Genomic DNA, 17,578 nt, shown 5'->3' with positions numbered 1-17,578 from the left:
ACTTGATGGGTCGTTCGCTGGTTTAATTACGAGCTCTTGTGCTGGCCAGGTAGCTCAGTTGGTAGAGCAGGGGACTGAAAATCCCCGTGTCGGCGGTTCGATTCCGTCCCTGGCCACCAGAAAAACTCCTTCCCTTCATGCGGTTAGAACCTCATAACCGCAATCCAACGATCTGACGCCAAAGCTCGCGTGACCAGATCGTGACTTCCCCCCCCTCATCAAGCACGGCTACAGCGGCGCTGGATATTTTCCGCCGCGAGGTGGCATGTTTTCGGTCATCTTGACTGGCGAATGGCCCAAGGAGGCCTTCGGCAAATTTCTCCGGCGTTTTCGTGGCCGATGCAGCGCTTGACGTTACACTCCAAAATCCATAAATTCCCCTTGAACACTTCAATTGGACCGGAGTGCTACATATTTGCCCTCTGCGTGTACATGGTTTTTTGTACTGACTATGTCTTCACATACAAAATACTGAATACGTGCATCAGGATTTTTGATATCGAAATGCGCGACCGCATAAATTGGCTTATAGCTTGTTCAGGCTTGACCCTCCCAGAGATAGAGGAACGAGCCGGGATCACCGCTTACACGTGGGGGAACCCGGGCCATCCGGACCTAGATGATAAGGGAGAACGGGATCACCGCTTACACGTGGGGGAACCTACTGACGGGAAAGCGGCGGGTGAGCTAAGACCACATCACCGCCGTAACCCAACTTTGGCCGGAGTACGCTTACTGGATCCCGACAGGGAAGACTATCCCTGAGGTCGGGCAGATCAGCCCGAAGTGGAGAAAACGAGAGAAAAAACTAGCTGCCAAGGCTGGCGGATCGCCCAAACGGTGATCGAAAGATGGGGAACAGGCTGGGTGATTCTAGGAAGGTTTTGGAAATTATAGCATGGAAAAATTGATTACCTGCAAATTAAAACATAATAAGAAGTTGCAGAATTAAGTTATTCGTCTTCGCTATTAAACAGGGCCTGCTTGTTACGTATTTCTCAATCCGTGTTCATCCCTATGAGTTTTTATGAAAATCATGTGGATAGACGCTACTTGAGAATAATTCTGGGTGAAGTGAACCTGAATCCGTGCTCCCACCCTCTAAATAATTCATAACATATTGAATCCATTGTATAATTAGCCCATTTTCGATGTCACCCATTTGATCATGCCGCGCTTTAAAGTCAAGCAATCCAGCAAGCTGCAACTGACCTCGTATTCCGGCCTGGCGCTGATTGGCCAGTGCTGCCAGGCGGCGCAGGTGGAGGCGGTCATTGATCCGAAGATTCCGGTGTCGCAAGGCATGCGCACCTCGGACATCGTCAAGAGCGTGGTCGGGTTGTTGAGTCTGGGCAAGAGCGACTTCGAAGCCATCGAACCGTTTCGGGAGGACCGCTTCTTCAAGGAGTCGCTGGGGCTGACGAAGGTGCCCGGAGCCGTGTGGCTGCGCCAGCGTCTGAATGCCAAGGCGGAAGCCATCCGCGATCTGGCCGATGAGCTTTCCCTGAGGCTGCTGGAGCGAACCGAGGCGCCGATCACGCCGCACAAGGGCTATGTCTGCTGCGACATCGATACCTTCGCCATGGACAATAGTGGCACGAAGAAGGAAGCGGTGTCGCGCACCTATCAGGGCTTCGACGGTTACACGCCGATTGCCGCCTATCTCGGCAACGAAGGCTGGAACACCGGGCTGGAACTGAGGCCAGGGTCCCGCCACTCGGCGTTCGAGACGCACTACTTCTACGAGCGGCTGTTTCCGCGCATCGAACGCCTGGTCAAACCGGATCAGCCCGTGCTGCTGCGCGAGGACAGCGGTTTCGACGGCGCACAGCTCCTGTTCGCCAAGGCCGCGGAGCGAGACCGGCAAGCCGCGCTGGGGCGAAGCCTCGACTTCATCTGCAAGTGGAACCCCCGCAAGCAGGACAAGGCGGCCTGGGTGGCGCGCGCCGAGGACGCGGGCGCCTTTGCCGAGACTCGCCCCGGTAAGCGCGAGGCCCTCCTGTCGCTGGACATCGAGCGCGCCTGGCACAAGGAGAAGCGCTCCTTCCGCCTGGTCGCCAGGGTCGTCGAGCGCACCATCGACAAGAAGGGCCAACACCTGCTGGCCCCGGAGGTCGAACTGGAAGGCGGGTGGACGACGCTCTCCTGTTCCGCCGAGGAAGTGATCGAACTCTACCAGCACCACGGCATGCATGAGCAGTTCCACTCCGAGTTGTTCGGCTCCGCCGAATCCTTCGCTTCGCTCAGGACCGCCACTGCGTGGCGTCCTGCGCCCTTCGGGCTTGTCAAGACCGACCTCGACCTGGAACGGCTGCCCTCGGGCAAGTTCGACACCCACGACGTGATCCTGCATCTGGCGGCCTTCGCCTACAACTGCCTGCGTCTCTTGGGACAGATCGGCCTGACTGGCGAGATTGCGCCGATCCGTCATCCGGCCAAGCGCCGCCGCATCCGGACCGTGCTGCAGGAGATCATGTACCGGGCGGCGAAGTTCGTCGCCCATGCCCGCCGGCTGATCCTCGATTTCGGCCGTGGCGTGGCGGCAAACGTAGCCGTGTTCGTGATGCTTCAGAATCGGCTGTGGGCGGCGGCGTCCGGATGACGGGAAATGCCTGCCGCACGCCTCGAATCCCTGATTCCGGAACCCCGGAAGGGACAGTCTCGCGCAGGGAGCGGAAAATGAGCTGACGATAAGCGCACGCCAAGCAGATTGGCCCCGAAACCCCGGTCGAATGTTCCCCGGATCGCCGGTAGCGAGGGCAAATCCCAAGGGAGAGCGCTCGAAATTCATGCGTTCAGGCCCGATGGGAAGGTGTAAGCCGAGGGGAACACGGATTCAGGGTGAATTCTTTGCTATCTGATTTTGTATTGTAATCCGCGAAAATTCGCACGGATTCAGGGTATTGAGTAATTTCTATAGCGCAGCTTGTCGGCAGGCAAGCAGATATAAGAAAAGCTCGAAGAACCTCGTAGTTTTTCTCTATAGGCCGAGGTCAATGCATCGCACGACAGATGGCAGTATTTGGGGGCCAAAACCATGAAACCAGATCAGAGAGTCCTATTGAAATCCTGGCGAGATGAAATCGGCACGATGATGGCTACTCATCACCAGCTATCAACAAAAATTAGGCGTTTGAACTATTTATTGGGCATCCCGACTATCGTAATGGCGATGCTTATCGCGATCTACGTATTTATTACCGTCAACCGAGACCCCGATTTATGGATAAGAATGCTCGTCGGGTTGATCGCACTGCTTGTGGCAATTCTATCTTCATTGCAGACCTTCTTAAAATATTCTGAGCAGGCGGAGAATCATCGGAATGCCAGCGCCCGTTACCAAGCCTTGTTCAACGCCCTTGATCAGTCTCTAGTTATCCCGCCTAAAGACGAAACCGCCCTTGGGGAGTGGTGTAATAAGTTACGCGAACGTTGGGACGAGCTCAACCTGGAGGCACCGACCGTGCCAAACCGGCTGGAAGTCCGTTCTATTCTGGATCTCGAAGCGACGGCTATACATCCGTCCCAGAAACACGATGCCGAAAACATTGAGCGGCAGACCACGTAGCCCGAGTAAGATTCGCTGGCGGAGGAAGCGTATCGAGCACAACTCCCCTAACTCGGATGTTAGATTTTTGCTAAGACATGGAAATCATCAATCGGTCGCCGCCCTATTTTTCAGCATTGGTGGGGTTTTCGAAAGCATGTTTCTGGTTCCGGTTGTTCCGGTGCAAGGAGAATACGGAGTAGTCTACTTTGGCGGGTTAAGGTAGGAAGCCGATTGAGGAAAAAGACAGAACAAGGAGGGTCCGTATAGGGTTGGTTTCTTCCGAGAGTTATCTGACTTATAGACCAGGAGATTGTATGGAAGCCATTTGGTTTATCTTGGTTGGTCTCGCCGCCGGCTGGCTGGCAGGGCGATTGATCGCAGGCGGCGGGTCCAATGTTATCGGATACATTATTATAGGCGTGTTTGGCTCAGTGCTTGGCGGAGTTTTATTCGATGTACTAGGTCTGTCTACTGGCAGTGGCATTTTCGGCAAATTGATCGTCGCCACGGTTGGCGCCATCACATTCTTACTTCTGCTACACGTAATCAAGAAGCCTTAGCCCGCAGCGGGGTGCCGCAGGAAGAGGCGCACCGTTCAAGTTCAAGTAGCCAACACGCCTTGATGGGGCGATGTACGAAGCGCATCAATCAAGACCTGCTCCTCACGGTGATCGAATCATGCCGAACGTGCTGATAGTTAAGAAAATAATGTCACTGTTTACTTGCCCTCACCCGACCCTCTCCCAAAGGGCGAGGGCTCCTTGTATGGCATTATTTTCCTAACGCTGAGTATAAGCCGTCGGTTCTGAAGGCAATATCGCGAGCATTCCGGTTTATCGCCGGAGGATGAAGTCAACGGGTCGTGCGAACCTTGATCACGGCCTGAATAAGTGCTGGCGTAGGCCCGTTTTGCTTATTTCATCGGACACAGGGTACGATCCCCAGTGGCTCACCACGTGAGCCAGGCTTACGTTAATTGCTAATCAAGAATTATGTTGCCTCAGAGCTGTCTTTGATGGGTTTTCAATTAAATGCTGCGGGATCGCCGGATTTTCTGAGTACAAAATAAGTTATGGATAAACCGAGTAGGATTGCTGCTATGCCGAAAAGAAGTTCCGGATCCGCATGTTTCAGATCCAGAGTGATGAGCTTATTGCCAAGTGCAATAATGGCGACTTCGATAACGAACGCGGGGTTAATGGAGCCGCGCACGAGATAGCTTTTTATCGATTTCAACAATTCTAATCCGACTACGATGACGAGAAAGAGCGCGAAGGAGTCGAAGAGCGTGTTGAGTTCGATCAGCATATTAGGAGCGTTGTAGAATCCTTTTAATAGGGTCCAACTCAAATCAGCGGTGCCGAGGATGACGGATAAGAGCAGCAGGAAAACCAGGATATAGACGACATACCGTTCAATTTTCTCGATGATGTTCAACATAGGTCTGATTTCCGGATTTATGAATACGGCGATGCGCGGAAAGTTCTAAGATTTTTCCGCTCACCCGCTGGGTCGGAACGCAACAGGTCTATGGTGCGTGCCCCTTCATAGAGCCTCGACACTCACTTCTTCTGCCCAAACCCTAAAACCCTTCAAAGTATTGGGGCCGAATGTATTGCTAATCGCTACATCGGCAGCATCTCGACCACGCGCTATCAATACGCGGCCAATTCGGGGTACATTGTTCCGCGGGTCAAAGGTATACCAGCCACCGTCAAGGTACGCTTCGAACCAAGCCGCGAAATCCGGCGAGCTGTAGGGTTGGGGTGTACCGATGTCAGTCAAGTAGCCTGTACAGTACCGTGCTGGGATATTCATACAGCGACAGAGTGCAGTGGCAAGATGCGCGAAGTCACGGCATACACCGATCCGCTCGTTGAATGTCTCCCAGGCTGTCCGCGTAGGCCGGGCATGTTCGTAACCGAACACGACATGTTGATGGACAAAATCGCAAATCGCTTGGACGCGACCCCAGCCGGTAGACGATGTGCCGAAAAGGTCCCAAGCCGTTTGGGATAGTCGATCAGTTTCACAATAACGGCTTCCCAAAAGAAACACGAGGGTATCATCTGGCAAATCTTGCACTAGGTGTTGCTCGGCCCAAGGGGCGACGATATCGCTCCGGCCTGAGTCGTTCAAGAGTGCGTCGGCTGAGATACGGAGCTGGCCCTTCGGTGCGACGATTCGGCTACACCAGTTGCCGAAGAGGTCGCGATAGCCAGTGATTGGAATCGACGGGAAGGTGATAATGCGGTCAGGAACGACAATATCAAAGGCGCGTGTGAAGTGGATGTGTACCGTCAAGATCATAGGTGTCGGTTGAGGACAGTCATAGACTAATTCATAGCCGACACGGAGTTGCATCATTGGCCTATTTCACGCTGGTTCTGCGGCATTGCAAGCGACAAGGTTACTGATAGTTAAGAAAATAATTTCACTGTTTACTTGCCCTCACCCAATCCTCTCCCAAAGGGAGAGGGCTCGTTATATGACATTACTTTCTTAACGCTTAGGCATTGGAACAAAATAAATCTGCCATATGAATGCTACGGCAGGATCGTATAATTCCATTCGCCATGGAAGGCATGGCGCTGTATTTTGAGGCCGTCCATTTCCGCGTCGGTGACCTTGATCCCTTTGGGATATTCGCTATCGTCCAGTTCGCAATAGACCCGCAAGCCTTTGCGATTGGTCGTCGAGGCAATCAAATTCACCACGACCTCGTGACTGATGAGCGGACGACCGCGCCAATTCATCGTGATAAAGGAAAATAGGCGATGCTCAATCTGGTTCCATTTGCTGGTTCCCGGCGGGAAGTGACACACCGTGATGGCCAGTCCTAACTCGGTGGCTAATGCCTGAAGCTCCCGCTTCCATAAGCGCACACGCGAGCCATTGCTCCCACCGCCATCGGCCGTAATCAACAAGTGCCGTGCCTTCGGATAACACGGTGCGCCCATGGAGTGCCACCAGCGGCGAATACTTTCCACCGCGAATTGCGCGGTGTCGTGATCCGTCCCGACATTGACCCAGCCGATATTCAACGTCGGATCGTAAATGCCATACGGTGCCACCTTCCCCAGTTCGGGGTCTTGAAAATCATACACCCGAACGGCTTCCGGCTGCCCTTCGGGGCGCCATTCCAGGCCCTGTTGCTTGAAATTCCCGACCAGTTCCTTCTTCTTGGTGTCCACCGAGATGACCGGATCGCCCCGCCCTTGGAACTGCTTCACCTGGGTGTAGATATGCTCGAACTGGGCATTGCGATCCGGATGCGAACCGCCCTCCAAGGTTTTTCGATTACCTTGCAGGCTATAGCCCAGCGCGCGGAGCAGTTCGCCCACCATCCGATGGCTGGTTCGGTGCCCCATCTCAGTGAGGGCTTCGGCCAATTGCCGCGTGCTCTTACACGTCCAACGCAACGGGGATTCCGGATCCCCGCGCGTCACCGGATCAATCAATCGCTCCAAATCGGCCTTCAGGGTGGAGTCCTGGTCAACCGTCCGTTTCCGGCCTGCCCCCTTCCGGCGAATACGGCCCTGAGGCAAGGCATTCTGTTGTTCCAACTCTTGGCAGCCTTGACGAATCGCCTCTCGACATAAACCGGTTTCCCGTGACACGGCCGAGATTCCGCCTCGGCCAATCGCCAGCGCCTCCGCCCCGGCAACCAAGCGCCGCAGACGCTCGTCCAGGTACCGATCGAGTTTCTCAAAGCGCTTCTTGATTGCGGCATGTTCCATACCGCAACTTTAAAACAAACCCCTCAGTATTTGGAAGAGTTATTTTGTTCCAACGCCTTAGTAAGTGTCGTACCCCCGGGCTTTCTGTTCGGCCCGGCGAGTTCGTAAAGCTTTTGCAGGTTGAGCCAGAATTCGGCGCTGGTGCCGAAGTAGTGCCAGAGGCGAAGGGCGGTGTCTCCGGTAATGGCGCGCTGGCCGTTGAAGATCGAGGTGATCCGGTTGGTGGGCACTTGGATTTGCCGGGCGAGTTCGGCGGAGCTCATGTCCAGCGCTTCGAGTTGTTCGGCGAGGTGGATGGCGGTGCGTGCCATGATGCTCCTCGGGGAAGCCTGGGATTGCCGAGAGAAGCCGCCTGCCGCTTCCTTGAACCCGCGCATCGGCGACAATGGCGCCCCTGAAACGAAAAACCCCGAGTTCGTCACCGGCTGAAAGCCGGGAGGGGAATAGCTCAGGAACTACCTGGTCATCATAGCGGAGACGGCGCACGCCATCGCGGAGGAAATGCGTACGGCATTCAAAAAAACAAGGCTGGATCTGATTCTGTTCCGTTTGCGTTGGCTCACGTCGCTGTGCCCGGTTGATGGACCACCGGGCGGGTTGCGACACGAAGCCTGAAAATCACACTTGTTTTTCAAGGCGCTAAGAAAAAGATGGTGGGCCCTGTAGCCACTGAACAACTACCCACAGCCCTTGAAATATGGGGCAAACGCTCGCCGAATTTTCTCGCATACCATCAGAACTACCATCATTCCCACGGCGCTTAGGTGAAATTCCGCGATCCTTGATGATACAAAAAAGCCCGCTCGATGGCGGGCCTTTCTGGTGGCGGTAGACGCCGATCACTCCGCCGACTCGATCATCCGCATGACCTCCTCCGGGTCCAGCCCCAGCAGCCTTGCCCCATGCTCCCAGTCCGCCAGCCGATACCGTGCCAGGGTCTTCAAGGCTGTGGTCCTGAATCTGGCGGCCGTCTGCTCCATCTCGGCCGCCTTGACCAGCAGTTCGAGCGACGCCCTCGGCTCCAGTGCCGCCAGCCGATCCGCCCGCGTCATGACTCGGCCTCGATCACGGGCTTGCCGTCCTTCGCCGGTACGAAATTGATGATCAGGTTCGGCGGCGGTCCCAAGGGTGCGCCATTCTGGCCGCTCAGCGCCACGCGCTCCAGGAAGTCACCCTGAGCCTTGCCCAGCAGCTCGGACGCCTTTAGGCGGTCCTTGGGCTCGATGCGGGTGTCACGCATGATGCTGGTCCACATCTGCTGCCGCTCTCTCGACGTGGCAATCAGCTTGGCGTCAGCCTCCTCGGATAGCGCCCGGACCCGCGCCGAAACCTCAGCATTCCTCAACAATCGCTCGCCGATCCGATCAGCCGCCTTCACGCTGTAACCGGCCTTACGGGCCGCCGCCGCCGCATTTCCGCCTGCCGCAAACGCCTGGCAGAACAGCTCTTGCCGCCGGTTCAATTTCAGATCACTGGCCATCATTAACCTCTAGGTTTGTTATACCAAAATGGTATCATATGAATGTTTTTTATAACCTTTGCAAAGGAAAATATCATGATTGAACAGGTTTCCGCACTCAAGCGAAAGATCGAAGCCGGCCAGGCAGAAGTCGAGCGTCTCCAGGCCATCCATGCCGACTTGAGCGAACAGGCCGCAGCCAGATCGGCCGAACGCGGGGCGCTCGAATCCGAGCTGGCCCAGGTCAACGAACAGCTTCAGGCAATCGAGCTGGACCGGCTTGTCAGCCGCAAAGTGGACGAGAAAGCCGCGGGCAAGGCGTCCGCCCTGGCCGAAGAACTGAAAGGCCGTATCGCCGCCGTGGACATGGCCCCGGCTAAAAATTCGGCCGCGGTGGCGGGTTTGATCGACCAGGAGAAGGCCGCTCTGAAGGAACTCGGGAAAGAGCTGGCAGCCGCCACGAAGGCGCACTATCTCGAACTCGCCCGCGCCGAAGCCGATGTCTACGCGGGTCTGCTCCGGCAGGTCGAAGAAAGCGCTGCTCGACTGGGCGCCCTGTGCCGCCTGTCGGGCGAGGCGTTCGTTTTCCGGGACACGGACTCGATGCTTGCCCCGCGCTTGGTGCTGGACGGCAAGATGTTCCCTCAGGGCGTTCTGGCCTGCGCGGATCGGGCGCATGAGCACGGCAGCGGGGTCCATGCGTTCGTCCAGTTCCGCGACATGGAGAAAGCCGCCGAAGCGGTCTTCACGGCCCAGATCGACGCGGCGTGATGCCGGCGCTACGATAGCCGCGCGTACGGGATCGGCCCCGGCAGGCTTCGGCCTCCGGGGCTTTTTTGTGACCGGTTATATCAGCGCGGGACGCGGATCACGACAGGCTCGCCCGGCCGGGGCTCGATGCTCAACTTGGCGCGGTGCAGGGCCTTCTCGTGCTCGGTCATCGGCCGGCCGCAAAGGGCTCGAACCTCGACGGCCAGCTCGTGAACGCCGCGCAATATTTCCTGTGCCGACATGGCCGGCTGTGGGAGCGCTGGCGGGGCTTTCGGCGCCGGGCTGGGGGCAAGGCTGGTGATGCCCTGCTTCGCTGCCAGGAAGGCCGTGACGGCCGGACTCGCGCCAACAGAAACGACGCTGGATGAATGGGTCGGGTGTAGTGATTTCATGGTGTGCTCCTTGTGGTGGGCGGGGTGGAAGGATCATGCCGCCTTGGGCGGCGGATCGTCGTCATAGTCGTCCGGATCGGGCACGGCACGGATACTGCGCCGGCGGGCCGCTACGTCGCGCTCTTGGGCGATCCGGTCACGCTCCCGTCCGAGCCAGCAGCGGAACAGGTGCATCAATTCCTGGTCGGTGTAGCCCTCGATGCCGCCGCCGCCCGAGTCGTCGACCACGGCCACAAAGCCGTCGATCACAAGTGACCGGTCACGCAAACGGCTCAGCTCCAAATGGGTGAGACCGTTGCCCGTCGCCTTCAGCTCCAGCCGCCAGCATTTCGGGCACTGAACATGCCACGGGCGGGCGGGCTTGAAATAGATTTCGCAGTCCCGGCAGAGTTTACAGGCCGGGTTGTTGGGGTCTTCAAATTCTCGGGTCATGGTGTATCCTGTCGGTCCGCGAACCGGTTTGGGAGCTGGTTGGCGAGTGGGATTGAAATTGCGAAGGGCCGGTCTTCTCATGGGGACCGGCCTTTTTTATGCCTGGCGTTCGCCCGGTCACCTCCCGCTTGGTCAGTCCCGGCCAGCGCTCCAGCCCATGCCGGCGGTCTGGATCGTCCGTGCCTGGCTGGTATCCGTCGCAGCGCCGGAGCCGTTCAGGGTCTGGCCTGTACTTCCTCGACGTGTTCGGCAGCTCTCCACGCCAGGCCGCGAGGCATCGCCCGGCCCGGTAGTTGAGGCAGACAAAACAGGTCCGGCGGTCGTCGGCGAAATCGTTGATCCGATCGCCCCGGTGGGCGAAAGGGGCGAAAGGGCGAAAAGCCCCGGATTTGCTGAATTCTTGCGGGCGAATTTGGGGCGAATTTCGCCCCATTTCGGGCGAAAATTCGCCCGCAAGCAGGTCATCAAGCAGTCCGTCAAGCGTCGGCGACCACCTCCCAGGTGTTCGGCAGCGTGCGTTCTCCGCTTGCCGTGAACTCGATCGCATGCCGAACCAGGCCAGCCGATTGCAGAGATGAAAGCGCTGTGTCGCGCTTGCTGCGGCTCCGCATCGTCTTCGGCCCGATTCGCAACATGGCGGTTTCTGTCGCCCGTCCGTGCGCCTGTTTCTTCATCCAGTCCAACAGTACGCGGGCGTCGGATCGCGCCGCCACTTCCTGCCGCGCCCCGAATATTCCGCGCCAGGTCTCGAGCGAATAGGACACCAACGCCGCCGCGCCCTTTATCGTTGGCAAGTCGATCTCCGCCATGCCGCCGAAACAGGCCAGGACTCCGCCGACTCGTAATAGTTGCTCGGTGGCGCGAAGGGCGAACGGCTTCACGGTCTCCAGCTTGCCGCCCTGAATCTTGGAGGACTCCTCCATGATCTCGAAAAACTTGCGGGCGAAGGCGTGCGCCTCGGGGCTCGTTACAAGCACGCGAAGACTTCCGCAATCCTCGCCTACGGGATCGCTCAAGATCGCAGAACAGCGCGCCCAGAAAGCGCCTACGGCTGGGATTTTCTCGGGCTCGAACGGCCTCGCTTTGCGGGGAGCCGAAGGCGCTGGCCATGCGACCAGGAAGCGCGGCCAAAAGCCGATGCCCGAGAGCAATGGGTCGTTCATGGCCTCGGTCGCCGCGTCGGGCTGGATCAGCCAATGCAGCGAAAGGCGGCGGTCATAGAGCTGGATTCGCCCCGCCAGTGATCGCGACACGGACAATTCGCCTGAGTCCCACATGCCATTGAAGCATGCCGCCGTTTTGGCTCGGTTGTCGATTGACATGCCGTAGCCTGACAGCATCGTCGCGGCTTCCGAAGTGAACACGCCCTGCGACGGCCGCCCTTCCACGTAGCCACGACGAATGCCCTCGACGGTGCCATCGGCGGAGATAACGTAAGGCTCCCGCGGCCGCTCCGGCTTGGCGTCGCCCTTCTTTCGGGTCGCCATCGCAGAGTCGAAGCGGTCCAGCTCATCCCGATACCGGCGGGCCGCCTCGCGTTGGAACTCGCGTACCGGAGCCAGCGCCGCGCCCTCCGCAGTGCTCTTGCCGTCGCCCGATTCGCCCACGGTCAAAAGGTACAAAGACAGGGGCTTGATGCCGGCCAATGTTTCGACGTCCGCGCATTGCTGGCAGACCAGCGCCGCCACGGAAAGCAGGCTCTGCCCGGCCATAGCCGGGTCCAATTGCCCGCCCTCCGCGATGGATCGGCAGGCATCGGCCAGCGGTCCAAGGGCGTCGATTGGGTACTCGGGGGGCGAGAATGGGGCGATTTCGCCCAAAATTCGCCCCTTTTCGCCCCGGATTCGCCCCGCGTTTTCTGAGGAATCATGCGGGTTTTCGCCCAATTCGCCCCTTTCGCCCCTCGGCGAATTATGCACAAATTCCTCGGCCCGGTCTTCGAGGCGCCTAGCGGTGGCTCGCGACATGACGCACCTCCCGCGTTATTTCGTGGATCGTCTCGACGGCCTGGCGTGCTCGCTGGCAGTCGGCCGCGGTCGTGCCCCTGCCTTCCAGCACGTCGCCCGCCACGATGGCGCAGATGGTCGCTTCGCGGGCCGCCAACTCGATCAGATCGCGGGCGCGGGCCTCGGGTATGCCCTGGCGCGGGGCGAATCCTTCCGGAGGAGGGTCACGGGGCGGGAATAGGTCTTTGACCTCCAGCCCTACCGCCGCCAGAACATCACCAATGGCGCATCCCCCGAAATCATGGATCAGGATGCGTCCGTCATCGGCCAGCTTTATCGAGAGCGAAGGCGTCCGATCCTCGTGGGCCGGGCATCGGGCGATCCATCGCCCAGAGCCGGTGCGGCGGACGCCATCCAGACGGTGGAGCAGAGCGTCAATGGGTTCGGTCATATCGGACCTCCCTGCCGCCGTGGGGAACCTCGCGTGCGATTGCCACGACGACACCACGAATATCGGTCTGTCCACGGAACCGCTCGATGCGGCCGGGCACCAGTACGTAGTCACCCGGGCTCGGCCGCATGCCTGGGTCGATGAGCAAGTGATCGTCGTCCCGGAAGTCGTCGACGGCCGCGGCGAGAGTCACGAAGAATCTTCGGTCAGCCATGACCTACCCCCTCGCCGAATTCGGCGGCCAGCGCATCAAGTCGAAGCTCGGTGTCGGTCGCGCCGATGTCTCCGAAAAGCAGCCAACGCGGCTTTTTCTCGTTCGCCTGGACGGCACGCACGTAGATCGCCCCGGACCTTGCGCATTCCGGCGAACGTGACCGTTGATTCCGGTGATCGTGACCGCCGGGGATCTCATGCCGCGCTGGAGGTTGGTTTTTTACTTGGACCGGTCACGTTGGGTCAAGCCGGCGGTGGTTTTGCGCATCGACTCGCCGGTCAGGGGTAGCCGGTGGGCGTTGTGCAGGAGGCGGTCGAGGATGGCATCGGCGAGGGTGGGCTCGCCGAGGTAGTCGTGCCAGTGCTCGACCGGCAGCTGGCTGGCGATGAGGGTGGAGCGCAGGCCGTGGCGGTCTTCGATCAACTCCATGAGGTCGTTGCGCTGAGAGGCGGTGAGCGGCTGGATGCCCCAGTCGTCGAGGATGAGCAGGTCGGTGCGGGCGAGCTGGTTCATGAGCCGGGAATAGGAGCCGTCGCCGCGGGCGACGGCGAGCTGTTCGAGCAGCCGAGGCAGGCGCAGGTAACGGACGGCTAGTCCCTGGCGGCAGGCCTGATTGCCGAGGGCGCAGGCGAGATAGGTCTTGCCGGTGCCGGTGGGGCCGGTGAGGCAGAGATTGTGATGGGCGCGCAGCCAAGAGCCTTCGGCGAGCGCGGCCATTGGGGGACGATGCAGGCCGCGGGGGTGGCGATAGTCGATATCCTCGATGCAGGCGGCAAGGCGCAGCTTGGCGTCCTTGAGCAAACGGCTGAGGCGGCGGTTGTCGCGGTAGAGCAGCTCCCGGTCGACGAGCAGCGCGAAGCGCTCGTCGAAGGAGAGATCGTGGGTGGCGGGCTGTTCGAGCTGTTGTTCGAAGGCCTCGCGCATGCCGGTGAGGCGCAGGGTGTGGAGCTTGTCCAGGGTTTGCTGGGTGAGCATGGTTTTGTCTCCTGTTGTAACGGGTTTCAGTTGTAGTAGTCGGGACCGCGCACGTTGCCGTGGGCCGGCAGCGCCGCGGCGGTCTCGTCATGGGCCTCATGCGGCTGGCGGTCGAGCCCCTTGTCGAGGATGGAGCTGACGGAGCGATAGGACGGTGATTGGATGGCCAAGGCCCGCGCACAGGCCGCCTCCAGCCGCGCTCGGCTGTAGCGCCGAGCGAGATTGAGCAGGCCCAGGCAGGCGCGGTAGCCGTGCTCGGGATGGGGCCGGTTGTTGAGCTGGTGTTCGACCACGTGCAGCGTCGCTACGCCGATGTCTTTGGCCCAGTTCATGAAGCGCCCCGGTGACCACTGGCGGTGCTCGCGGTGGGACTTGGGCATGTGCTCGGGGAGGGTGGAGAAGCGGCCGGCGCCCTGGCGCGGGTGCGCGGCGACGCGGTGTCCCCGGTGCAGCACCTCGATGCTGGTGGCGGTGGCGCGCAGCTCCAGCACCTGGCCGACCAGCGCATGGGGCACGCTGTAGAGGCGACCGCCGAACTCGACGTGGTAGTCGATGCCGGGCTTGACCTGTTTCCACTCGGCGTACTCGTAAGGCACCAGCGGCAGGGGTTTGAGGGCCGGCCGGTCGAGGGACTCGAACAGGTCGCGGCGGCTGTCGGGCTGGCGCTGGAAGGGGCGGCCGTTGAGTGACTCCAGCAGCTCGTGTATGGCCTGGTTGAGGGCCGCCAGGGAGTGGAAGGTGCGATGGCGCAGCCGGGCCAGAATCCACCGTTCCACGACTTGCACGGCCACCTCCACCTTGGCCTTGTCCTTCGGCTGGTAAGGGCGCGCCGGCAGGATGGCGGCGCCGTAGTGGCGGGCCAGCTCGGCGTAGGTGGCGTTGGGCTCGGGGGCGTAGCGGCAGGGCTGGCTCACCGCCGCGCGCAGGTTGTCCGGCACCCACAGCGCGGGGGTGCCGCCGAAGTAGCGCAGGGCGCGCTGATGGGAGGCGATCCAGTCCGGCAGCGCCTGGGTCCAGGTGGCCTCGGCGTAGGTGTAGCTGGAGGCGCCGAGCACGGCGACGAACACCTGCGCCTGGCGCAGCTCGCCGGTGGCGGGGTCGATCACCGGAACGGTGGGGCCGCAGTAGTCGAGAAAGAGCTTCTCGCCGGCGTGGTGAACCTGGCGCATGCTGCGCCGCTGCTGGCCCTGCCAGAGCCGGTAACGGTGGCAGAACTGGCTGTAACGGTAAGCGGCCTCGCCGTGGGTCGCCACGTACTCGGCCCACAGCAGCTGCAGGGTCACCCCCTTGCGCTTGAGCTCGTGGTGAAGGCGCGGCAGGTCCGGCTCCACGAAGCGCGCCGGGGCCGTGGGGGCGGGGAACAGCAACCGCTCCAGGGCCGCCTCGTCCATCGCCCCGGGCAGCGGCCAAGCAACGCCCTTCGCCTGGGCGAGGCTCACGTACTTGCTGACCACGCCCTTGGAGACGCCCAGCGCCCGGGCGATCTTCTCGTGGCTGAGCTTCGCCTCGTGCTTGAGGCGCAGAATCTCGGTGATGTGTCGCATGGAACTCCTCTTTGCCGGCATGTCGCCCCCTTCGAAAGTAAAAGGGCGGCTCTATGCCTGTTGGGGTTGAGAAATTCCAGCGCGGCTGAGGTGATTCCGGGAACGTGACCGCGATTTCCGGCATCGTGACCACCGATTCCGGCCGGAAGGCCAAAATCGGTCACGATCAAACGGAATCGCCGGTCACGTTCACCCGGCATGGGCGGTCACGATCAAACGGAATCGGCGGTCACGTTGGGCCGGAATACGCAGACCTGCCAATGCGGAAGTTCCCATCGCCGAACCGGGCCCTCAGCAGGGCTCGGATTGCTTGTGTCGAGTGCGCGGTACCGTTGAAGAATTCGCGGCTCATGCTGCACCCCCTTCGACGACCAGGTTGCGCAGCTCTGCGGAAACGTCCGCCAGCGTATCGGCGATGACGCGAAGGCGCTCGGGATCGCGGGCGCCGGGCTGCTCGGGGTGGCGGTCGGCGATCTCGAGAAGCTCGACGGCCGCGAGGGTCCAGGCCGTGACCCGATTGATTACCTGGTTGGTGGTTTCGTGAAAGGTATCGGCGCTCATTACCGGCCCTCCGTGGCGGCGGTTTCCGTGCTCAGATTCCAAAGCCCTCGGGTCGGAGATTTCGCTTTCTCCAGCGCCGCATGGGCGGATTTGACGTTGCGCTCGACGGCCTTCAAGTCGCGGACGCTCGGGTAATACTCGGTCAGTTGCCGGCAGAGAATGGCGAGGTTTTCCAGACGGTCGGCGAGTTGGAAAACCTCGCTGTCGAGCTGGTCGGCATCGCAGCGGGCGAGGGTTTTCGGGCGGATTTCGCCAAGGGTGGGGTGGTTCATGATGTGCTTCCTTCGGTTCGGATTACGAACCGCCCGCCAGCCGCCAAGCTGGTGGACGGTACCGGACAGGTTGGCGGACCGGGGAAGCACCGGCAGAGCCTTGCGGCTCTCCCATCCGGCCCGCCCATAGAGGGAGACGCCAGACGCAAAAAAGCCGCATTGCGAGTGCTGTGCGGCTGATTGCCGCTTCCGCTCAGGCCGCCAAGCCTGGCCCCATGTGCGCATGGGGAACGGAAAACAGCTTACAGCGGATTGTGCCGGCGCATTATCAGACTTCTTGATGGAAGCCTTGCTGAAAACGGGGGAAGTGCTTATGCTTCTCCCTGAGTCGATTTGCCAGGTCGCTCGATCCCCCCAAAGCCCGGTTGCCGCCAGCGCCGGGCTTTTTCGTCGGCGCCACTTTCGTTTCGGCGCCCGCTGTCTTCCCGGCTTCTCAGGATACTCGTGGGCGTGCTTCATGTGGCCTCCCTGCCTTGAGATTCCATCCAGTTCCGGACGTCCTCGACGCGGAAGGCGCTCACGCCAGGCGAGAGCTTGACCGGCTTTGGAAATCGGCCGTCTCGGATCATGCGCCAGAGTGTCGGGGCGCTCACGGGAAGAATGCCCTTGGTCGCGGGCCTGGCCTTCTTGGTGCGGGTCGCCGGCCGGGCGCGGGTGCCGACAAGATCGGCCTGGCGGACAAAGCCGGTTTGAGGTAGCAGTGCGTCTTTCATCGCTTAGGCTCCTAGTGCCTGTTGAGGTGCGATGAAAGGATGACTTGGCGGGCTATAACCTCGCTACGATGCGCGACGCGAAACGTATACGCGACGCGTCGCGCACTACCCTGAGTTACGAACCCAGTCGTAGATCGTTTGAAACGCCCGATCCGGTGACAGCACTCGGGGCAACTCGCCTGCTTCGGTCAGTCGTTCGACTTCCTCATGAATTTTCTTCGCGGCCTGCCGCCCGCTCTTCCAAGGCTTGCCAGCCTCATATCTGGTGCCCACGAATCTTTTCACGGGTTCGGTCGGCGTGTTGCGGCTGCGCTTGGCCATGGCTGAAATGTGGGCGCTTGGATTCAGCGCCGCATAAAGCTGCCCGGCATAAGCGCTAAATGCCTCCAGGGCTTCTGGCGACACGTTACCGGCCTCAAATTCACGGCTGATAACTTCAGCGGCAAGGCTCATCCTCCGGACGTGGGCCATTCCACGGTGGTACACGTCGCACTTCAGGCCGGCATGCAGCGGAAGATATTTGAGCTGGCGCAGATGGTCTTCTGGCTGGTCGTCCAT

22 protein-coding genes and 1 tRNA gene are annotated in these 17,578 nt (G+C 60.1%); 5 read left to right on the top strand and 18 right to left on the bottom strand.

The features are described 5' to 3' along the window. The first annotated feature begins 43 nt into the window (after nucleotides 1–43). From ABZN20_RS12605 to ABZN20_RS12590, 4 genes are all read left to right on the top strand, one after another. Nucleotides 44–119, top strand: a tRNA-Phe gene (locus tag ABZN20_RS12605). Between the two features lie 1,049 nt (nucleotides 120–1,168). Then, nucleotides 1,169–2,602, top strand: coding sequence for an IS1380 family transposase (locus ABZN20_RS12600; protein ID WP_367025487.1), 1,434 nt, complete (start codon nucleotides 1,169–1,171; stop codon nucleotides 2,600–2,602). Nucleotides 2,603–3,037: 435 nt separating this feature from the next. Then, the gene (locus ABZN20_RS12595) at nucleotides 3,038–3,568 is read left to right on the top strand and encodes a DUF4231 domain-containing protein (RefSeq protein ID WP_367025486.1); all 531 of its coding nucleotides are present in this window, start codon (nucleotides 3,038–3,040) and stop codon (nucleotides 3,566–3,568) included. Nucleotides 3,569–3,864: 296 nt separating this feature from the next. After that, nucleotides 3,865–4,110 (top strand): GlsB/YeaQ/YmgE family stress response membrane protein, encoded by a 246-nt coding sequence (locus ABZN20_RS12590; RefSeq protein WP_367025485.1) that lies wholly within the window; start codon nucleotides 3,865–3,867, stop codon nucleotides 4,108–4,110. 463 nt (nucleotides 4,111–4,573) lie between these two features. Here the strand turns inward: ABZN20_RS12590 and ABZN20_RS12585 are convergent, their stop codons facing one another. From ABZN20_RS12585 to ABZN20_RS12560, 6 genes are all read right to left on the bottom strand, one after another. Further along, nucleotides 4,574–4,990: a phosphate-starvation-inducible PsiE family protein gene (locus ABZN20_RS12585; protein WP_218808408.1), complete on the bottom strand. Its 417-nt coding sequence runs from the start codon at nucleotides 4,988–4,990 to the stop codon at nucleotides 4,574–4,576. 105 nt (nucleotides 4,991–5,095) lie between these two features. Then, entirely contained in the window at nucleotides 5,096–5,917 is an 822-nt protein-coding gene (locus tag ABZN20_RS12580) for a transglutaminase-like domain-containing protein (RefSeq protein ID WP_367025484.1), read from the bottom strand. Nucleotides 5,918–6,096: 179 nt separating this feature from the next. Further along, nucleotides 6,097–7,290 carry an ISAzo13 family transposase gene (locus ABZN20_RS12575; RefSeq protein WP_367025483.1) on the bottom strand — a complete coding sequence of 398 codons (1,194 nt, stop codon included), beginning with the start codon at nucleotides 7,288–7,290 and terminating at the stop codon, nucleotides 6,097–6,099. 23 nt (nucleotides 7,291–7,313) lie between these two features. Continuing rightward, the gene (locus tag ABZN20_RS12570) at nucleotides 7,314–7,601 is read right to left on the bottom strand and encodes a HigA family addiction module antitoxin (RefSeq protein WP_367025482.1); all 288 of its coding nucleotides are present in this window, start codon (nucleotides 7,599–7,601) and stop codon (nucleotides 7,314–7,316) included. A gap of 528 nt (nucleotides 7,602–8,129) precedes the next feature. After that, a complete protein-coding gene (locus ABZN20_RS12565; protein ID WP_367025481.1) occupies nucleotides 8,130–8,342 on the bottom strand; it encodes a hypothetical protein in 213 nt (70 codons plus the stop codon). Then, nucleotides 8,339–8,773 carry a terminase small subunit gene (locus ABZN20_RS12560; RefSeq protein WP_367025480.1) on the bottom strand — a complete coding sequence of 145 codons (435 nt, stop codon included), beginning with the start codon at nucleotides 8,771–8,773 and terminating at the stop codon, nucleotides 8,339–8,341. Before ABZN20_RS12560 ends, ABZN20_RS12565 begins: the two co-directional genes overlap by 4 nt. Before the next feature lie 72 nt (nucleotides 8,774–8,845). Between ABZN20_RS12560 and ABZN20_RS12555 the strand changes: the two genes are divergently transcribed. Then, the gene (locus tag ABZN20_RS12555; RefSeq protein WP_367025479.1) at nucleotides 8,846–9,520 is read left to right on the top strand and encodes a hypothetical protein; all 675 of its coding nucleotides are present in this window, start codon (nucleotides 8,846–8,848) and stop codon (nucleotides 9,518–9,520) included. Nucleotides 9,521–9,600: 80 nt separating this feature from the next. Here ABZN20_RS12555 and ABZN20_RS12550 read toward each other — a convergent pair whose 3' ends face one another. The 12 genes from ABZN20_RS12550 to ABZN20_RS12495 form a co-directional block, all read right to left on the bottom strand. Further along, entirely contained in the window at nucleotides 9,601–9,912 is a 312-nt protein-coding gene (locus ABZN20_RS12550; RefSeq protein ID WP_367025478.1) for a hypothetical protein, read from the bottom strand. Between the two features lie 33 nt (nucleotides 9,913–9,945). Further along, complete coding sequence (locus tag ABZN20_RS12545) at nucleotides 9,946–10,344, bottom strand: hypothetical protein (protein WP_367025477.1); 399 nt, start codon at nucleotides 10,342–10,344, stop codon at nucleotides 9,946–9,948. A gap of 476 nt (nucleotides 10,345–10,820) precedes the next feature. Next, nucleotides 10,821–12,311, bottom strand: coding sequence for a DUF3987 domain-containing protein (locus ABZN20_RS12540; protein ID WP_367025476.1), 1,491 nt, complete (start codon nucleotides 12,309–12,311; stop codon nucleotides 10,821–10,823). Beyond that, nucleotides 12,292–12,741 carry a DNA primase gene (locus tag ABZN20_RS12535; RefSeq protein WP_367025475.1) on the bottom strand — a complete coding sequence of 150 codons (450 nt, stop codon included), beginning with the start codon at nucleotides 12,739–12,741 and terminating at the stop codon, nucleotides 12,292–12,294. Before ABZN20_RS12535 ends, ABZN20_RS12540 begins: the two co-directional genes overlap by 20 nt. Further along, nucleotides 12,725–12,955, bottom strand: coding sequence for a hypothetical protein (locus ABZN20_RS12530; RefSeq protein ID WP_367025474.1), 231 nt, complete (start codon nucleotides 12,953–12,955; stop codon nucleotides 12,725–12,727). The genes ABZN20_RS12535 and ABZN20_RS12530 overlap by 17 nt, the downstream gene beginning before the upstream one ends. Further along, complete coding sequence (locus ABZN20_RS12525) at nucleotides 12,948–13,076, bottom strand: hypothetical protein (protein WP_367025473.1); 129 nt, start codon at nucleotides 13,074–13,076, stop codon at nucleotides 12,948–12,950. The genes ABZN20_RS12530 and ABZN20_RS12525 overlap by 8 nt, the downstream gene beginning before the upstream one ends. Nucleotides 13,077–13,174: 98 nt before the next feature. Then, complete coding sequence (istB, locus tag ABZN20_RS12520; protein ID WP_367025276.1) at nucleotides 13,175–13,930, bottom strand: IS21-like element helper ATPase IstB; 756 nt, start codon at nucleotides 13,928–13,930, stop codon at nucleotides 13,175–13,177. Nucleotides 13,931–13,956: 26 nt separating this feature from the next. Then, entirely contained in the window at nucleotides 13,957–15,495 is a 1,539-nt protein-coding gene (gene istA, locus ABZN20_RS12515) for an IS21 family transposase (RefSeq protein WP_367025277.1), read from the bottom strand. Nucleotides 15,496–15,822: 327 nt separating this feature from the next. Continuing rightward, nucleotides 15,823–16,035 carry a hypothetical protein gene (locus ABZN20_RS12510; protein WP_198323060.1) on the bottom strand — a complete coding sequence of 71 codons (213 nt, stop codon included), beginning with the start codon at nucleotides 16,033–16,035 and terminating at the stop codon, nucleotides 15,823–15,825. Continuing rightward, nucleotides 16,035–16,307, bottom strand: coding sequence for a hypothetical protein (locus ABZN20_RS12505; RefSeq protein WP_198323059.1), 273 nt, complete (start codon nucleotides 16,305–16,307; stop codon nucleotides 16,035–16,037). Before ABZN20_RS12505 ends, ABZN20_RS12510 begins: the two co-directional genes overlap by 1 nt. A gap of 455 nt (nucleotides 16,308–16,762) precedes the next feature. Then, nucleotides 16,763–17,020, bottom strand: coding sequence for a helix-turn-helix transcriptional regulator (locus ABZN20_RS12500; protein ID WP_367025472.1), 258 nt, complete (start codon nucleotides 17,018–17,020; stop codon nucleotides 16,763–16,765). Nucleotides 17,021–17,125: 105 nt separating this feature from the next. Further along, nucleotides 17,126–17,578, bottom strand: coding sequence for a hypothetical protein (locus tag ABZN20_RS12495; protein WP_367025471.1), 453 nt, complete (start codon nucleotides 17,576–17,578; stop codon nucleotides 17,126–17,128).

Origin of the sequence: Methylococcus sp. ANG, from assembly GCF_040730495.1 — a bacterium.
Taxonomy (GTDB): Bacteria; Pseudomonadota; Gammaproteobacteria; order Methylococcales; family Methylococcaceae; genus Methylococcus.
Note: the sequence above shows the minus strand (reverse complement) of the source record. Positions and strands in the feature narration are given on the sequence as shown.

What these genes read in the sequence shown, in the direction of transcription:
- ABZN20_RS12600 (WP_367025487.1), top strand. Translation starts at nt 1,169, where the DNA reads ATGCCGCGCTTTAAAGTCAAGCAATCCAGCAAGCTGCAACTGACCTCG.
- ABZN20_RS12595 (WP_367025486.1), top strand. Translation starts at nt 3,038, where the DNA reads ATGAAACCAGATCAGAGAGTCCTATTGAAATCCTGGCGAGATGAAATC.
- ABZN20_RS12590 (WP_367025485.1), top strand. Translation starts at nt 3,865, where the DNA reads ATGGAAGCCATTTGGTTTATCTTGGTTGGTCTCGCCGCCGGCTGGCTG.
- ABZN20_RS12585 (WP_218808408.1), bottom strand. Translation starts at nt 4,990, where the DNA reads ATGTTGAACATCATCGAGAAAATTGAACGGTATGTCGTCTATATCCTG.
- ABZN20_RS12580 (WP_367025484.1), bottom strand. Translation starts at nt 5,917, where the DNA reads ATGATGCAACTCCGTGTCGGCTATGAATTAGTCTATGACTGTCCTCAA.
- ABZN20_RS12575 (WP_367025483.1), bottom strand. Translation starts at nt 7,290, where the DNA reads ATGGAACATGCCGCAATCAAGAAGCGCTTTGAGAAACTCGATCGGTAC.
- ABZN20_RS12570 (WP_367025482.1), bottom strand. Translation starts at nt 7,601, where the DNA reads ATGGCACGCACCGCCATCCACCTCGCCGAACAACTCGAAGCGCTGGAC.
- ABZN20_RS12565 (WP_367025481.1), bottom strand. Translation starts at nt 8,342, where the DNA reads ATGACGCGGGCGGATCGGCTGGCGGCACTGGAGCCGAGGGCGTCGCTC.
- ABZN20_RS12560 (WP_367025480.1), bottom strand. Translation starts at nt 8,773, where the DNA reads ATGATGGCCAGTGATCTGAAATTGAACCGGCGGCAAGAGCTGTTCTGC.
- ABZN20_RS12555 (WP_367025479.1), top strand. Translation starts at nt 8,846, where the DNA reads ATGATTGAACAGGTTTCCGCACTCAAGCGAAAGATCGAAGCCGGCCAG.
- ABZN20_RS12550 (WP_367025478.1), bottom strand. Translation starts at nt 9,912, where the DNA reads ATGAAATCACTACACCCGACCCATTCATCCAGCGTCGTTTCTGTTGGC.
- ABZN20_RS12545 (WP_367025477.1), bottom strand. Translation starts at nt 10,344, where the DNA reads ATGACCCGAGAATTTGAAGACCCCAACAACCCGGCCTGTAAACTCTGC.
- ABZN20_RS12540 (WP_367025476.1), bottom strand. Translation starts at nt 12,311, where the DNA reads ATGTCGCGAGCCACCGCTAGGCGCCTCGAAGACCGGGCCGAGGAATTT.
- ABZN20_RS12535 (WP_367025475.1), bottom strand. Translation starts at nt 12,741, where the DNA reads ATGACCGAACCCATTGACGCTCTGCTCCACCGTCTGGATGGCGTCCGC.
- ABZN20_RS12530 (WP_367025474.1), bottom strand. Translation starts at nt 12,955, where the DNA reads ATGGCTGACCGAAGATTCTTCGTGACTCTCGCCGCGGCCGTCGACGAC.
- istB (WP_367025276.1), bottom strand. Translation starts at nt 13,930, where the DNA reads ATGCTCACCCAGCAAACCCTGGACAAGCTCCACACCCTGCGCCTCACC.
- istA (WP_367025277.1), bottom strand. Translation starts at nt 15,495, where the DNA reads ATGCCGGCAAAGAGGAGTTCCATGCGACACATCACCGAGATTCTGCGC.
- ABZN20_RS12510 (WP_198323060.1), bottom strand. Translation starts at nt 16,035, where the DNA reads ATGAGCGCCGATACCTTTCACGAAACCACCAACCAGGTAATCAATCGG.
- ABZN20_RS12505 (WP_198323059.1), bottom strand. Translation starts at nt 16,307, where the DNA reads ATGAACCACCCCACCCTTGGCGAAATCCGCCCGAAAACCCTCGCCCGC.
- ABZN20_RS12500 (WP_367025472.1), bottom strand. Translation starts at nt 17,020, where the DNA reads ATGAAAGACGCACTGCTACCTCAAACCGGCTTTGTCCGCCAGGCCGAT.
- ABZN20_RS12495 (WP_367025471.1), bottom strand. Translation starts at nt 17,578, where the DNA reads ATGGACGACCAGCCAGAAGACCATCTGCGCCAGCTCAAATATCTTCCG.